Consider the following 15,161-nt stretch of genomic DNA (forward strand, 5'->3'; position numbering starts at 1 on the left):
GCGAGACGTGTGCCTCGGCCAGGGCCCGGCCCGTTACGGCTCGGGTTCGGTCGGCCCGGCCCGCTCAGCGGCCCCCGGCGAGCAGCAGGGGCGCGCCACCGGGCGCGGACGCCGGACGGCCGTTCGCCGCGGGCACGCCCAGCAGCGGCGAGGCCGGGATCTGCGCCAGGAGTCCACGGCTCGCCAGCTCCGGGGTCACGCCCTCGCCGAACCAGTACGCCTCCTCCAGATGCGGATAGCCGGAGAGCACAAAGTGTTCGATGCCCAGCTCGTGGTACTCCTCGATCCGGTCGGCGACATCGGCATGGCTGCCCACCAGCGCCGTGCCCGCGCCGCCCCGGACCAGACCGACCCCGGCCCAGAGATTGGGCGAGATCTCCAGGTCGTCACGGGATCCGCCGTGCAGGGCGAGCATCCGCTGCTGGCCCACCGACTCGCTCCTGCCCAGTGCCTGCTGGGCCGCCGCGACCGTGTCGGGATCGAGATCGGCCAGCAGCCGGTCGGCCGTCGCCCAGGCCTCCTTCGCGCTGTCCCGCGAGATGGTGTGCAGCCGGATGCCGAAGCGGACCGTACGGCCACGCTCCTCGGCCAGCCCCCGGATCCAGTCGATCTTCTCCTTCACCTGGGCCGGGGGCTCGCCCCAGGTCAGATACACATCCACGTGCTCGGCGGCGACGGGTCCCGCCGCGGCGGACGAACCGCCGAAGAAGATCTCGGGCAGCGGGTCGGGCGGCAGCGCGGTGAGCCCGCCCTCCACCTGGTAGTGCTCGCCGTCGAAGTCGTACGGACGCCCGCCCCAGACACCCCGGATCACGGACAGGAACTCCGCCGTCCTGGCGTAGCGGCGGTCGTGGTCGAGATGGTCCCCGAAGCGCCGCTGCTCGGTCGAGTCGCCGCCGGTCACCACATTGAGCAGCAGCCTGCCACGGGTGACCCGCTGATACGTGGCCGCCATCTGCGCCGCCAGCACCGGCGAGATCAGCCCCGGCCGGAAGGCCACCAGGAACTTGAGCCGGTCCGTCTGCTGCGCGAGCGCCACCGTCGTCAGCCAGGAGTCCTCGCACCAGGTGCCCGTCGGTGTCAGCACCGCTTCGAATCCGAGTTGTTCGGCGGCCTTGGCGATCTGCGCGAGATACTCGATGTCGGGCGCCCTGACCCCGCTCACCGGGGTGATCCTGGAGCGCTTGATGCCGCCGTCGGTGTACGCGTGACGGTCCACGAGCGTACGTCCGTCGCCGCCGGTCGGCAGGAACCAGTGCAGATGGATGCTCATCGGGAAGTGGCCTTTCCGTAGCTGCGCGCCGGCGAGGTCGACGGCGGCAGGTCCTTGTTGAAGCGGTCGTCCACGTAGTCGGCGATGTCGAACCGGCGGGGAATGAGTTTCAGATCGGCGAAGGTGTCGGCGATGACCTGCTCGGAGTCGACGGCGAGCTGGTCGAGGGCGACCGGCACCCGGGTGCCATGGGTCAGCTTCACGGCGTCCAGGGCCACTTCGTACGGCAGTCCCGTCTCCTTCGCCCAGACCTTCGCCCACTCCTCGGGGTGGTCGAAGACCCAGTCCTGGGCCCGGCGCAGCCGCTCGACATAGTCACCGATGGCATCCGCCTTCGCCTTGTCCGCGAGGGCGGAGGGCGCGGCGACCTGGAAGTTCAGACCGTTGACGACGCCCTCGCCGTCGGTCAGCACCCGCCCCTGTCCGGCCTGGAGCACCTGTGAGGTGTACGGGTCCCAGACCGCCCACGCGTCCACCTTGCCGCTGGTGAACGCGGCGAGCGCGTCGGCCGGCTGCAACAGCGTGACCTCGATGTCGTCCAGTGTGAGACCGGCCTCCTTGAGCGAGGCGATGAGCTGGTAGTGCGCCGAGCTGCCCTGGGCGACCGCGACCGACTTCCCCTTGAGATCGGTGGTCCTGGTGAGCGGCGAGTCCTCGCGTACGAGAATGGCCTCGCCCCGGGAGGAACCGTGGGTCGCGGCCACGATCGTGATCTTCGAGTCGGCTCCGGCGGCGAAGACAGGCGGAGTGTTGCCGACGGAACCGACGTCCACGGCCTTGGCGTTGACGGCTTCGAGCATGGGCGGACCGGAGGTGAAGGTCGACCACTTGATCTTGTAGGGAAGATCGTCGAGTTCACCGGCGGCGCGCAGGACGGCCTCGGAACCACCCTTCTGGTCACCCACGTTGAGGGTCAGGGAACCCTTGCCGTCGACGGAGCCGCCCCCGCCGCCCGAGTCGTCGGCGGACGAGGTGCCGGAGCAGGCGGCGAGCAGGAGCGTGAGGGGGAGGAGGACGGCGGGCAGGAAGCGTTTCATGGGGCGAGTCGCTTTCTGGGGAGGGGGGAGGGGGCGCGGGGAGTGGGGAGAGTGCGCCGGAGCGCGCGAGAAGGTCGGACGTCGAACGGGGCGGTGTCGAATGGGGCGGTGTCGATCGAGGTGGTGTCGAACGGGGCGGTGGTGCGCGGGGCGGTGGTGCGCGGCACCGCGCGGGTGTCGTCCACCACTACGCGACGGCGCTGGGGGCGGCCGGTTCGTCGACTCCGAGTTCGGTGAGCAGGCGTGAGCGGAGCGCCGCGAAGCCGGGATCTCCCACGGAGCGCGGACGGTCCAGCGCGACATCCGTCTCGTACGCGATGACACCGTCACGCATCACCAGCGCCCGGTCCGCGAGGAGCAACGCCTCCTCCACGTCATGGGTGACCAGCAGGACCGCGCAGCCGCGCCGCTGCCACAACTCGGCCACCAGCCGCTGGGCGTTGAGCCGCGTCAGCGCGTCCAGCGCGCCGAACGGCTCGTCGAGCAGCAGCAGATCGGGTTCCCGTACGAGCGCCCTGGCCAGCGAGGCGCGCTGGGCCTCGCCGCCCGACAGTGTCTTGGGCCAGGCACCGGAGCGATGGCTGAGCCCCACCTCCTCCAACGCGCTCTCGGCGACGGCTCGTTGGGGCTTGCCGTCGAGACCGAGCAGTACGTTGCGCCAGACCCGTTTCCATGGCATCAGCCGTGGTGCCTGGAACGCGACGGCACGCCGTTTCGGTACGAGCACCGTGCCCTCGATATCGCGGTCGAGTCCCGCGAGCACCCGCAGCAGCGTCGACTTGCCGCAGCCGCTGCGGCCCAGCAGCACCGTGAACTCCCCGGGGCGCAGCGTCAGATCGAGCTTGTCGATCACGGGCCGTCCGTCGAAGGCGCGGGTCAGTCCCTCGACCCGTACCGCGGTGCTGTCGGCCGCGCCGCCGCGCGGACTCGGACTCACTGGCCCTGGAAGGTCGGTCGCCATTGCAGCAGCAGCCTTTCGAGAGTGCGGACGACGGCGTCGGCGAGCAGACCGAGAAAGGCGTAGACGACCAGGCAGACGACGATGACATCGGTACGGAAGAACTCCCGGGCCTGGTTCATCAGAAAGCCGATACCGGCGTCGGCGTTGATGGACTCGCCGAAGACCAGCGCGAGCCAGGCGGTGGCGAGCGAGTACCGCAGACCGGTCATCGCCCCTGGCAGCGCGCCCGGCAGTACGACATGCCGGACCAGTCCCCACCGGCCGAGCCCCAACGACTGCCCCGCCTCGATGAGCTGCTCGTCGACTCCGCGAATTCCCGCGTACACGTTGAGATAGAGATGGAAGGCGACACCGAGCGCGATGAGCGCGATCTTGGGTGCCTCGCCGATACCGAGCCAGATGATGAAGAGCGGGATCAGCCCGACCCACGGCACGGTACGGAGCATCTGTACGGTCGCGTCGACCAGATCCTCACCGAGCCGGGAGAGCCCCGAGACGAGGGCGAGGGAGATACCGATGACCCCGCCGAGCAGCAGCCCGACGGCGACACGCTGGAGTGAGACACCCATGGCGGCGGGCAGGGTCCCGTCCGCGATCAGATCGCCCGCGGCGCCGGCGATCGTGCCGGGTGAGGCGAGGATGTCCTCGTGGAGCACGCCCGTCGCGCTGAGCACCTGCCAGGCGAGCAGAAGCAGCAGCGGCCCGACGGTGCGGCGCAGCCACCGGGGTACGGAGCGCCGCCGGGAGCCGGGCGCGGAGGCGGGGACGATCGGCTCCAGATCGGGTTGCCGGCTCTTGGACAGGACGGAAATATCCGGCGGGGCATGGCCGAGAGTCATAACAGCTCCACGGGGGGCGACAGCACGCGGAAGGGGGAAGACGCGGCTCGACGTCCGTGTGCGCCGGTACGACGACGGCACACGGTCAGGGGGTTACGGCACTCATCCGGGAAGGAAGCCGGGGCATGACCGGCGAGAAGAACGGCGCGGACGCCTGAAAAGGATCAGCGGCCGCGACAACACGCGGCGGACGCCACCCGCAGCAGGTCGATATGACCGCGCGTGGTGAGCAGAGCTGAACGCAACATGGCGCAGAACGTAGCGAGCGTTTCCGGATCCGGTCAATGGTGTCTCGGCACGCGGACGAGCGATCCCATGGACCGGGCGGCAGGATGGGGGGCATGTCCGACGCGTTCACCACCAGAATCCTGAACATCACCACCGGCACGCATGAGGCCGTGACCGATCTGACCCATGTCTGCGAGGAGTTCCTCCAGCAGACCGCGGCGGGCCGGGACGGCCTGCTCAATGTCTTCGTACCGCACGCCACCGCCGGGGTGGCCCTCATCGAGACCGGCGCCGGCAGCGACGACGACCTGCTCACCGCGCTCCGTTCCCTGCTCCCCGCCGACAACCGCTGGCGCCACCGCCACGGCACCCCCGGCCACGGCCGCGACCACGTACTCCCCGCCCTGGTCCCCCCACACGCCACCCTCCCCGTCATCGGCGGCCGCCTGGCCCTGGGCACCTGGCAGTCGGTCTGCCTGGTCGACACCAACACCGACAACCCCGACCGCCAGGTTCGACTGAGCTTCCTGGGCTAGGGCGTTGCTTCGGGCGGAGGGCCGGGGCGAAGTCGGCCGCGCCACCCGGCCCGGTCCGGCCCCCGCCTCCACTGACCGGCTACAACACCTTCGGGGAGGAGACCGGGAGCCGGGACGAACGGGGCGCCGTGACCCGTACCGCGCTCGACCGGTCAGGCCGCCCGACCTCGGTGACACTGCCGGACTACACCCCTCCGGGCGGCAGCGGGATCAGCGCGGTGGAACACACCACCTATGACGCGCTCGGGCAGGTCATCGCCGAGTCGGACGCACTGGGCCGCACGACCCGCTACGCGTACGACCAGCTCGGCCGGATCGTCGAGCGGACGGACCCGGCGGCGCAGTCGCCGGCCTCCCAGCTGTACGAGGAGTCCCCGCTCCTGCCAGGCGGGTCCTTCTCGCTCGACGGAGGCGGGATCACCCGGTACGCCTGGACGCCGACCGGTCTCCAGCTCTCCGTGACCGATCCGACCGGGGCCAGGGCGGAGGCCACGTACGACGAACTCGGTCGGCAGCTCACCGCGACGGTGGTCGAGCGCTATCCATCGCCTCGGAATCTGACGAGCCGTTACACCTGGGACGACGCGGGCAACCAGACCGACTCCAGTACTCCCGCCGGCCGTATCACTCGCGGCACGTTCAATGCCGCGGGAGAGCCGGTGACGGTGACCAACGCGGCCCAGGGAGTGACCAGGTTCGGCTACGACGGTCTGGGCCGGACAACGGAAACCACCGACCCCACCGGGCGCAGGACCATGATGGCCTACGACGCGCTCGACAACGTCACCAGCATCGCCGACTACGGCACCGGCAGCACCGTACTGCGTACCACCGAGGCGGAGTTCGACGTCAACGGCAACCTTCTCGCCGCCGTCTCCGCCACCGGTGCGCGCACCACATACACGTACGACGCCCTGGGCCGTATGACCGGGCAGGCGGAGCCTGTCGCCGACGGCCGGTCGATCACGATGGCCTTCGGCTACGACGCCGCGGGCAACCGCACACGGACGACCGACGGCCGCGGCAACACCACCACGTACACCTACACTCCTTGGGGGCTGCCGGAGTCGACCGTCGAACCGGTGACGGCCGCGCACCCGGCCCTGGCCGACCGTACCTTCACCACCGTCTACGACGCGGCGGGCCAGGATGTGGCCGAGCTGCTGCCCGGCGGAGTCAGGCGGGAGCGGACCTACGACGCGTTGGGCCGGCTGACCGGGGAGACCGGCACCGGCGCGGAAGCCGCCACCAGCACCCGTACCTTCGCCTACGACCTGGCGGACCGGATGATCTCCCAGGGCACCGACTCGCTCCTCGCCCAGGACACGTTCACCTACGACGACCGGGGCCTGCTGCTGACCGCGCAGGGGCCGAGTGGCACCTCTTCGTACACGTACGACGCCGACAGCGGCATGACCGCGCGGACCAACGGGGGCTGGACGACCGAGTACGGCTACGACAGCGCGGGCCGGATCGACTGGCTGTGGGACGAGATCACCGGTAACGACATCTGGTACGACTTCGACGCGGCCGGACGCCCGACCGTCGAGCAGTACGCCGTACTGCCGGCGGGTTCCACGGACTGGACGGTATCCGCTCGCCGCAGCTACGGCTATGACAGCCTGGGCCGGCTCACCAGCGACAGGATCACCGACCCGACCGGCGTCACGCAGACCGCGTCGACGAGCTACGGGTATGACCTCGACGACCGGCTCACCAGCAAGTCCACCCAGGGCGTCGCCGGAGCCTCCGACCACACCTACGCATACGACCGGGCGGGCCGGCTGACCGCCTGGACGAACGGCCCGGCCACCACGTCCTACGAGTGGGACGACGCGGGCAACCGGACCGGGGCCGGGAACGCGGTCTCCACGTACGACGCACGCAACCGCCTGCTGACCGACGGCACTTCGGCATACGGCTACACGCCTCGCGGCACCCTGTCCTCGGTGACCGCACCGGCCCAGGACACCCGCACCGTGTCGTTCGACGCCTTCGAGCGCAAGATCACCGACGGCGCCTCCACCTTCGCCTACGACTCACTCGACCGCGTGCTCCGCAGCGGGCAGACGTCCTTCAGCTACGACGGCGGCTCCAACAACCTGGCAACCGACGGCACGGGCCGCTACTCCCGTACCCCCGACGGCTCCCTGCTGGCCATCGCCAAGGGCACGACCAGACAGTGGGCCGTCACGGACCAGCACACCGATCTGGTCGCCGGTCTCTCACCCGACGGAACGACGGTGACGGGCTCGACGTCCTACGACCCCTTCGGCGAGCAGACCGCCTCGGCCGGCACCACATCCGCCCTCGGCTACCAGTCCGGCTGGACGGACCCCGCCTCGGGCGACGTCAACATGGCCGCCCGCTGGTACCAGCCGGGGACGGGCGGCTTCAGCTCCCGCGACACCCTGCGGCCCGAATCGGGTCCGTCGGCGCAGGCCAACCTCTATCTCTACGGAAACGGCGACCCGCTCAACGGCATCGATCCCAGCGGGCACAAGAGCATCGCGCTGGGCGGCGTGCCGCGGGGCGGCGTCGGGATGTCGTACTCATACACCGGCAAGCCGTACACCACCGCACGCGCCAGTGGGACCGGACGCTCCTCCGGAGGCGGCCGCTGCACCTACAACTGCGGCACCGGCGTACGCCCCGCCACCACCCCCACCAGCCCCTCCGCGAGCACCCCCCGCGGCTCCACCCCGACCAAACCCGTCCGCCCGCCAAGGGTGGCGCGAATATGGCGACCTTGATGTCGCGAACGGCAACCGGTCCACCGGTGTGGAGGCATGTCTGAACACGGTATTCATCAAGGAAAACCCAGGATCGGACACCAACACCAAGAAGGTGGCTCCCCCCGGATACCACTGGGCGAATCGGGCGGCCGCCTTTCACGGCAATAAGTCGCCTTACTTCTGGCGCAGCGCCTGCCATTTGCTGGGCAAGCAGCTTGGCGGTGACGGTCTGGACCTGAGAAACCTGTCCACCTGCTCGCGTGCCGCCAACGCGAATCCGGTAGCCTCAGGTGATCCCGGGCTTCCTCAGCACATGTACACCTTTGAAAGTCAGGTACAGGAAGCCGTTGTCCAGGGGCAAACGGTCAGCTACCACGTCGTGCCGAAGTACGCGGATACTCGTACGGTGCCTGTCTCTTACGAGATCGCTGCCCGTGGAATCACGGCCGGCGGTCGGCTCGGACTGGTGCTTGACGAGGTCGTTCCCAACATGATGTACAGCACGAAAAATAAGCTGCACTTCAATCTTGGTCTTGTGTCCCACAATGGACAGCCTGTACCGACGGGCGGGATGCAATGAGCATGTTGCGAACCGACCGTGGGTCGAGTGAAAGGAATTGCGCCAATGGCTGAGGGCGAGCGAGCCGATCGATCGCTGGACCGACTGCTGCGGTTGTTGCCTCCGCATGCGGGCGCCGGCGACATCGTGGACATGAGAGCGGCCACGGACCGGCTTGGTGTCCCGCTGCCTGATGACTACCGCCGGTTCCTGGCGACTTACGGGGCCGGCACGGTGGATGAGTCTCTCATCGTGCTGAGCCCCGATCCCGAGGCTCCGTCAGTGATGCCGGTCTCGTGGCTCGGGGCGGAGCAACTGGCGGAACCTACGATGAGGCGCTGGAACAGCCCGGAACAGGGCCGGGGACATTCGGTCGAGGACGTACTGGTCTGGGGCCTGACAGCATCAGCCGACACCATGGGCTGGCTGACCGAGTCTGAGGATCCGCAGGAATGGCCGGTTGCCGTCTGGGCACGGCAAGGTGGTGGTTGGAGCCTCTACGACTGCGGCATGGTGGAGTTTCTGGTCCGTGTCCTAACAGCGGAGTTCGATTCCTGCCCGGTCAGCGATCTGAGTCTCTGGGGTGCGGAATCTCCGCGATTCTTGAATGTGCGCGAGGAGGAGCGCCTGATGAATGAGGGTGTTGATCCGTGGACCGGGCTGCCGGATCCTTACGCGGGAGAGTTCGACTAGGACATGTTCTAAAAGTACGTCGTCCTTCCGCAGGACGGGGCTTGCGGCGTGGAGGCATGCTTCTGGGGGGGCATACGATCGAGGCCGATCGTCTTTTCCTGGAGGACCGAGATTCAGGTGTGCGCACATGACGCGTTTCGGTCCTGACGCTGAGGACTGCCGTGCTACGGGAGCTGTCGCGCACACGGACACTTTCGACCTGAGGCCTTGGTGATTGGATCCGAAGTGGCAGCCGGCGGGATTTCAGAGACTACCTGTGGACAATAGGGCCGCATTGCATCTGATAGGTAACCAGATGGGTGGTGCCAGAGATACCCTGTACAACTTCGTCCCGGATATCAGAGTCCTGCCAATACTCCGCACATGCGTGGACTCGAAAATGATATAACTGCGGCCGTGAAAAATGGTCAGACGTCTGCTTTCGGAGTTGTTCCGGTGTGCAACGGAAACGATCCCGCGATACCGACGAGATCAAGATGTATGCTGTCGACGACAAGGGCTATCGATTTAACTGCACCGTATAAAATCGCACGGTCGACGGGTGCTTGTGTACGGAAAGGTTATCCGGTGGAACTCTCTCAATTCCGTGATTTGCTTGGATCGCCGCAGTGCAACCGCGAAGTCGAGGGGGATTGGGGAGCGACTGAGCGGGACGCTGGAATCGAGTTCCCGGAAGATTACAAGGGATTTATCTCGGCATACGGTCCGGGGTGTGTTAATGAGCAGTTCTATCTGTACCATCCGAAGGGCGAGGCGGGCGGGGCGGGGCTGCGGTTGGTGGAATTGTGGGACCAGACAGCCCTTGCTCATGACGCACTCTCGCAGGATAATTCGGAGGAATTTCCATATCCACTGCATCCGGCCGTCGGCGGGTTCGTTGCGGTAGGCAGGTCAATTTCCGGCAATACACTCTACCTTGTGCCGCCTCATGCTGAGAAGGGTTCCTGGGGAGTGGCGGTGGATATGGGTGAGTGGGCTGTTTTCGATCTTTCCTTTACGGACTTCCTGTGGAAGGCGCTCCAGGAGGAGCTGTTCCTCCCTGTTGTCGAGGGTGAACCAAGCTTTGAGCCGACGGGGCGGCTCGACCCTCCTGTGGTATAGCCGCGACAGGCTTGCGGAACATCCTCTGGACGCGTACGTGGAAGAGTGCTTTCTGCGGAAGTTCGGTGACGGCGCGATTTTCGAGACGGTCCATGACCCGGGGAATGGGGTGCCGGAGCGTGTCGCTGAGGTCCGGGCCAATCGGGAGCGGCTTCGTGCTGACCGCGAGGCGGGGTTGTACGACGCGCCCGACGATGCCAAGTGGTTTCGTGATCGGTATGCCGCAATGGGGCGAGAACGGGCGGCACTTGCGGCCGAGCCGCAGCGTGTGCCGGGCATGGTGCGCCGGCCGACAGGTGACACCGTCGCCGACCGCTGGGACAAGGCCGACCGCTGGGACAAGGCAGTGGACGCCCAGGCCCGTAAGGAGATCCTTCTGGACTTGGCGGGGGGCTGTGGGCCGGGTGACCAGACTCCTTGACACTGTTGAGGCTCCTCGGAAAACCCCAACCCCGCTCTTCGTCCTCGCCCTGCGGCGCGATAGGGCATCCTCATGCCCGTGCGAACGGGGGACACACGTGGAGACGGCGGCAACAGCAGGCGCGGACACTACAGAGCATGGGCCCTGGTTGCGGGAGCTGTCGCCGCTGTCGGACTGATCTTCGCGAAGTCGGCTCACTGGGGCGGAGGAGCGGGCGCAGAACACCTGCTGGGGGTCGTCGGCACCGCCGCGGGCCTCGTCGTCGGTGTGGCGTCGCTGTGCATTTCGTGGCTCGGCTGCCGGGCCGACCGGCGCGAACACGCCGACAGCCTCGGTCTGACGGCCATGGCCGACGAACTGGCGCCGGCGGTGCGCACGCAGTGGCAGGCGGAGGCGAGAGTCCGGCGCCTCGTTGAAGCGTACGCACTGCCGGTCCCTTGGCGGCCTGCCCGTGCCGACGTGGTGGAACCCCGGGACACACTCGTGCGTACTTCTACCGGGGCACCCGCCGCCCGGGCCGCACTGCCACCCGCCTGGGCCGGCGGCCCCGAGAGCCTGGCCGGCAGCGACGACGAGATTGTCGAGGTCTTCACCACCCGTGTACCGGGCAGACGCCTGCTGATCCTCGGTGAGCCGGGCGCGGGCAAGACGATGATGCCCGTACGTCTCCTACTGGGTCTGCTCCAGTCACGCGAGGCGGGCTCACCGGTCCCGGTCATCTTCCCGCTGGCCTCCTGGGACCCCGACCGCCGGGAACACGACGCATGGCTGGCCGAACGTCTCGCCACCAACTCCCCGGGCTTGCCGCTCCCGCTCCAGCTCCAGCCGCAGGCGGACCCAGGCAGGTCACGTCGCGTGCCCGCGCTCTGCTGGACCAGCGCCTGATCGTTCCCCTGCTCGACGGATTGGACGAACTGCCCGCGCACACCCGAGCCGTGGCTCTGGACGCCGTGAACCGCGCCCTGCCTCCGGGAGCGCCCCTCGTCCTGACCAGCCGCACCGCCGAGTACGGGGCCGCCGTCGATCCGCCCCCCGTTACCTTTTTCGTGGCTCCGCAATGGGGCTACCGGCCTTCGGGTCCGGCATGACTTCCCCCCCTTGTTGCTGATGATCCGGGGGGTGGTGTCACCGGGCCCGGAGGCGTCGACGGACCGCTGATGAGGGGCTTGAGCACCGGCTTCACCTAGGCCGGAAGAGCTCTCCGTAACGTGGATGTGGCAGCTCGGTGCCGAGGCAAGGCCGGACGAAGGCGTGATGGAGAGACCTGCACGTGATCGACACCGGCGACATCGACGTCTTCCTCGGCCTGGCCATCGGCAAGGGCGAACACCACGCCACCGCCGTCACCCCGGCCGGCAAGAAGGCCTTCGACAAACGGCTGCCCAACACCGAACCCAAGCTCCGCAAGCTGTTCGCCAAGCTGCGGGCCAAGCACGGAACGGTGCTGGTCGTGGTCGATCAGCCGACCTCGATCGGTGCCCTGCCGCCGGCCGTTGCGAGGGACATGGGCTGCCCCGTGGCCTACCTTCCGGAGCTGACGATGCGGCGGATCGCCGACCTCTACCCGGGCGAGGCCAAGACGGACGCGAAGGACGCGTTCATCATCGCGGACGCGGCCCGCGCGATGCCCGACACGCTGCGGGCCACCGACGGCGAGGACGAGACGACCGCCGAGCTGGAGATGATCGTCGGCTTCGACGACGATCTGGCCGGCGAGGCCACGCGAGTCGCGAACCGGCTGCACGGTCTGCTGACCCAGATCCATCCGTCGCTGGAACGGGTGCCGGGGCCGCGGCCGCAACATCCGGCCGTCCTCATGCTGCTGGAGCGGTTCGGGTCACCGGCACAGATACGCAAGGCCGGCAGGCGACGCCTGGTCACGCTGTCACGGCCCAAGGCCCCAAGGACGGCCGAGCGGCTGGTCGAGGACATCTTCACCGCCCTGGACGAGCAGACCGTCACCGTCCCCGGCACCGAGGCGGCCCCACTGATCGTCCCGAGCCTGGCGGGATCGCTCGCCGCCGTCCTTGACCAGCGCAAGCTGCTGGCCGGCCGGATCGAGGAACTCCCGGAGGCACACCCTCCTTCCAAGGTCCTGAGGTCGATGCCGGGAGTCGGCCTCAGGACCGGAGCCAGGATCCTGATCGAGGTCGGCGACGGCAGCACCTTCCCGACCGCCGGCCACCTCGCCGCCTACGCAGGACTTGCACCGGCGACCCGCAGTTCGGGCTCATCGATCCGCGGCGAACAGCCCTCCAGACGGGGAAACAAGCAGCTCAAACGCGCATTCTTTCTCTCCGCGTTCGCCGCTTCGGGCGACCCGGCATCCGGGGACTACGACGACAAGAAGATCGCCCAGGGCAAGCACCGCCGAGTAGCCGAGGGGAGTCTCACCCCTCGGCTCTCACAGATCCGTGCGTAACAGTCTCCCGTTACACGGCTCTTGCCGTTCTGATCACCAACCTGACGCGGCCACCGTCGTGCAGCGCCAATGCGTAAACATGCGGGGATACCGCTGAGCGATCTCCCGCAGCTTCGCAAGGGCCTTCCGCAGTGGCGCGAGCCGTTCGTACTTCTGGCGGATCCAACGCACCAAGTAGGCGTTGATGCGCTTCAAGAAGCGGGTCAACTCGCTCGGCCTGAACCGGCCGTAGTAGTTGATCCACCCCGCCACCACAGGATTGATCCTGCGGGCGAGGTCGGTGAAGGACAGATCCGAGCGCGTGTGCAGGTGCCAGGACCGCACTTCGCCGCTGATCTTCTTCAGAGCGTCCTTGCTGATGCCGGGGTCGAACGACAAGAAGAGCTTGCCGTTGCGATCCTGACTGCACCTGGCGCGAAACGTGAACCCGAGGAAGGTGAATGCCGTGACTCCGAAGGAGCCCCGGCGCTTCCCGTCCTTGCAGTATACGATCCGGGTCTTGTCCGGATGCAGTCGCAATCCGACCTCGGCCATCCTGTTCTCCAGAGCGGACAGCACTTTGACGGCCTGCCGCTCCGAGATGCAGTGCAGCACCGCGTCGTCCGCATACCGTTCGAACCAGACGGTGGGGAACTCCCGGTCCATGCAGAGATCGAACGCATAGTGCAGGAACAGGTTCGCCAGAACAGGCGAGACAGGAGCCCCTTGCGGAGTCCCGCACTCGCGGTCCATCAGGGAGCCGTCGGGCATCTTGAGCGGGGCAGCAAGCCACCGCTCCACATACAACTTCACCCAAACGGCATCGGTGTGAGCTTCCACCGCCTTGACGAGGAGGTCCCAGGGCACACTGTCGAAGAACTTGGCGATGTCAAACTCCACCACCCAGTCCCGTTTCCGGCAGCGTTCTCTGCAACGCTCCACCGCGTTCAGCGCAGACCGCCCGGGCCGGTATCCAAAGGAATCTTGGTGGAAAACAGGCTCCACCCTTCGCATCAGATGCCTGGCCACCACGGTCTGGGCCACACGGTCGGCGACTGCGGGAATGCCGAGCATTCTCATGCCGCCGCCATGAGGCTTTGGAATCTCCACCGCACGCACGGGAGGGGGGAAGTATGAGCCCGATGACATCCGGTTCCAGACCTTATAGAGGTTGTTCTTCAGGTCCTTCTCGAAGTCGTCGATGCTCTGCCCATCCACTCCGTGTGCGCCCTTGTTCGCTCTGACTTCCTCCCACGCCTCCTTGACTTCCCACTTCGAGATATCGAACGGTTTGACTGGTGACTTCAACTGGTCCATCGGACTCCTCCCGGATAGCTCCGGTTGATACGACACACTCAGTCACGAACGACCCGGTCCCTTCGCTCCACCCCCGTTACAGGGGCTTCACCACTACTACGGACCGGTCCGCCGGCATGTCCCGCCTCGGTACTCAACCCCTCACGGTTTCGGCCGCTTGGAGCTCTCCCTGTCGCCCGCCCAGAAAGGCGGACAGTGTCGGGACATTCCTTCTCCTGTTCCGTTCGAAAGCAGCAGACTGGGCTCACGTCACCTGCATGCCGGACACCACCTGGCCAATAGACGGGCACCCGCCAGGCTTATCCCGGAGCTGGGTATACACCCCGGTTTTGATGCCATCTGAAGGTCTTACGACACGTCAGCGGTAAATCGTTTGCACTCGTCTTCCCAGTCCCCACCTGACACCTCTTGGATGCCTTTTCCTCATCGCTCACCACGACGGTCTTCAGCCAACGCAGCATGAGGCGGTTTGAAGCCTCCCCCCGCAGGGCGACTTCGAAGGGCCACACCTTCATCTCTCGCACAGCATCGCTTCTGGGAGCTGCCCTACAAACAGATCCCTTTCGCGTTCAGGACACAAACACCCAAGCCCTGCTCTGCCTCGCACGACGCCGGGCCGACATCCCCTTCGCGATGCTCCGGGACGGAATTTTCTACGAACCCCAGCCCATCCGAGCCACTTGAGACCTGCTTGCCCTCCGCCCAAGCCCATGGTCAGCTACGGCCATGGGGGACGAGAATTCCGAGCACTTGGCACTCATCCGGCGCTGGCTCGCGGGCGAAACCGTCAACAACACCATCGGCATCAAGGTCGTCAGCGGCCCCTTCCACGGACGGACCAAAATCGTCGAACTCGACCCATCAGGACTGCCGCCCGCAGGCTTCCGAGGTCGCCCCGGTCGAACATCAGGACCCTGGAACTCCGCCGCCAAACACATCTACCTGGCAGTTCGAGCCCCCGACACCACTGCGGGCTGGACCTACGAATACGCAGGCATCGACACAACGGCGGACGGCTGACGCACGCCCCCGCCGCCACCGGGGACACCCCAACAGCTTG

General features: G+C 67.3%; 15 protein-coding genes. 9 read left to right on the forward strand and 6 right to left on the reverse strand.

Going from position 1 to position 15,161, the window contains the following annotated elements; genetic code table 11:
* Positions 1-64 precede the first annotated feature (64 nt).
* The 5 genes from OG214_RS33405 to OG214_RS33425 form a co-directional block, all read right to left on the reverse strand.
* Positions 65-1,273, reverse strand: a complete 1,209-nt coding sequence (locus tag OG214_RS33405) for an LLM class flavin-dependent oxidoreductase (RefSeq protein WP_405986821.1) — start codon at positions 1,271-1,273, stop codon at positions 65-67.
* A complete protein-coding gene (locus OG214_RS33410; RefSeq protein ID WP_405986822.1) occupies positions 1,270-2,310 on the reverse strand; it encodes an ABC transporter substrate-binding protein in 1,041 nt (346 codons plus the stop codon). Before OG214_RS33410 ends, OG214_RS33405 begins: the two co-directional genes overlap by 4 nt.
* Positions 2,311-2,497: 187 nt before the next feature.
* On the reverse strand, positions 2,498-3,271 hold the full coding sequence (locus OG214_RS33415) for an ABC transporter ATP-binding protein (protein ID WP_363084058.1): 774 nt from the start codon (positions 3,269-3,271) through the stop codon (positions 2,498-2,500).
* Entirely contained in the window at positions 3,244-4,110 is an 867-nt protein-coding gene (locus OG214_RS33420) for an ABC transporter permease (RefSeq protein WP_405986823.1), read from the reverse strand. The genes OG214_RS33415 and OG214_RS33420 overlap by 28 nt, the downstream gene beginning before the upstream one ends.
* Before the next feature lie 164 nt (positions 4,111-4,274).
* Entirely contained in the window at positions 4,275-4,358 is an 84-nt protein-coding gene (locus OG214_RS33425; RefSeq protein WP_329223698.1) for a putative leader peptide, read from the reverse strand.
* A 93-nt stretch (positions 4,359-4,451) separates the two neighbouring features.
* Between OG214_RS33425 and OG214_RS33430 the strand changes: the two genes are divergently transcribed.
* From OG214_RS33430 to OG214_RS33465, 8 genes are all read left to right on the forward strand, one after another.
* Entirely contained in the window at positions 4,452-4,874 is a 423-nt protein-coding gene (locus OG214_RS33430) for a YjbQ family protein (RefSeq protein WP_363084056.1), read from the forward strand.
* 128 nt (positions 4,875-5,002) lie between these two features.
* Entirely contained in the window at positions 5,003-7,627 is a 2,625-nt protein-coding gene (locus tag OG214_RS33435; RefSeq protein WP_405986824.1) for an RHS repeat-associated core domain-containing protein, read from the forward strand.
* Positions 7,628-7,655: 28 nt separating this feature from the next.
* Positions 7,656-8,189, forward strand: a complete 534-nt coding sequence (locus OG214_RS33440; RefSeq protein WP_405986825.1) for a DNA/RNA non-specific endonuclease — start codon at positions 7,656-7,658, stop codon at positions 8,187-8,189.
* A gap of 45 nt (positions 8,190-8,234) precedes the next feature.
* Positions 8,235-8,861, forward strand: coding sequence for an SMI1/KNR4 family protein (locus tag OG214_RS33445; RefSeq protein ID WP_363084054.1), 627 nt, complete (start codon positions 8,235-8,237; stop codon positions 8,859-8,861).
* A 567-nt stretch (positions 8,862-9,428) separates the two neighbouring features.
* Positions 9,429-9,962, forward strand: a complete 534-nt coding sequence (locus tag OG214_RS33450; RefSeq protein WP_405986826.1) for a hypothetical protein — start codon at positions 9,429-9,431, stop codon at positions 9,960-9,962.
* 37 nt (positions 9,963-9,999) lie between these two features.
* Entirely contained in the window at positions 10,000-10,383 is a 384-nt protein-coding gene (locus OG214_RS33455; RefSeq protein ID WP_405986827.1) for a hypothetical protein, read from the forward strand.
* A 78-nt stretch (positions 10,384-10,461) separates the two neighbouring features.
* Positions 10,462-11,268 carry a hypothetical protein gene (locus OG214_RS33460; protein ID WP_405986828.1) on the forward strand — a complete coding sequence of 269 codons (807 nt, stop codon included), beginning with the start codon at positions 10,462-10,464 and terminating at the stop codon, positions 11,266-11,268.
* A gap of 385 nt (positions 11,269-11,653) precedes the next feature.
* Entirely contained in the window at positions 11,654-12,805 is a 1,152-nt protein-coding gene (locus OG214_RS33465) for an IS110 family transposase (protein WP_405986829.1), read from the forward strand.
* Positions 12,806-12,838: 33 nt separating this feature from the next.
* Here the strand turns inward: OG214_RS33465 and ltrA are convergent, their stop codons facing one another.
* Positions 12,839-14,101 carry a group II intron reverse transcriptase/maturase gene (ltrA, locus tag OG214_RS33470; protein ID WP_405986830.1) on the reverse strand — a complete coding sequence of 421 codons (1,263 nt, stop codon included), beginning with the start codon at positions 14,099-14,101 and terminating at the stop codon, positions 12,839-12,841.
* Between the two features lie 726 nt (positions 14,102-14,827).
* Between ltrA and OG214_RS33475 the strand changes: the two genes are divergently transcribed.
* Positions 14,828-15,121 (forward strand): hypothetical protein, encoded by a 294-nt coding sequence (locus tag OG214_RS33475; RefSeq protein WP_405986831.1) that lies wholly within the window; start codon positions 14,828-14,830, stop codon positions 15,119-15,121.
* Positions 15,122-15,161 lie beyond the last annotated feature (40 nt).

Source organism: Streptomyces sp. NBC_00872 (genome assembly GCF_045161915.1).
In the GTDB taxonomy this organism is placed as follows: Bacteria; Actinomycetota; Actinomycetes; order Streptomycetales; family Streptomycetaceae; genus Streptomyces.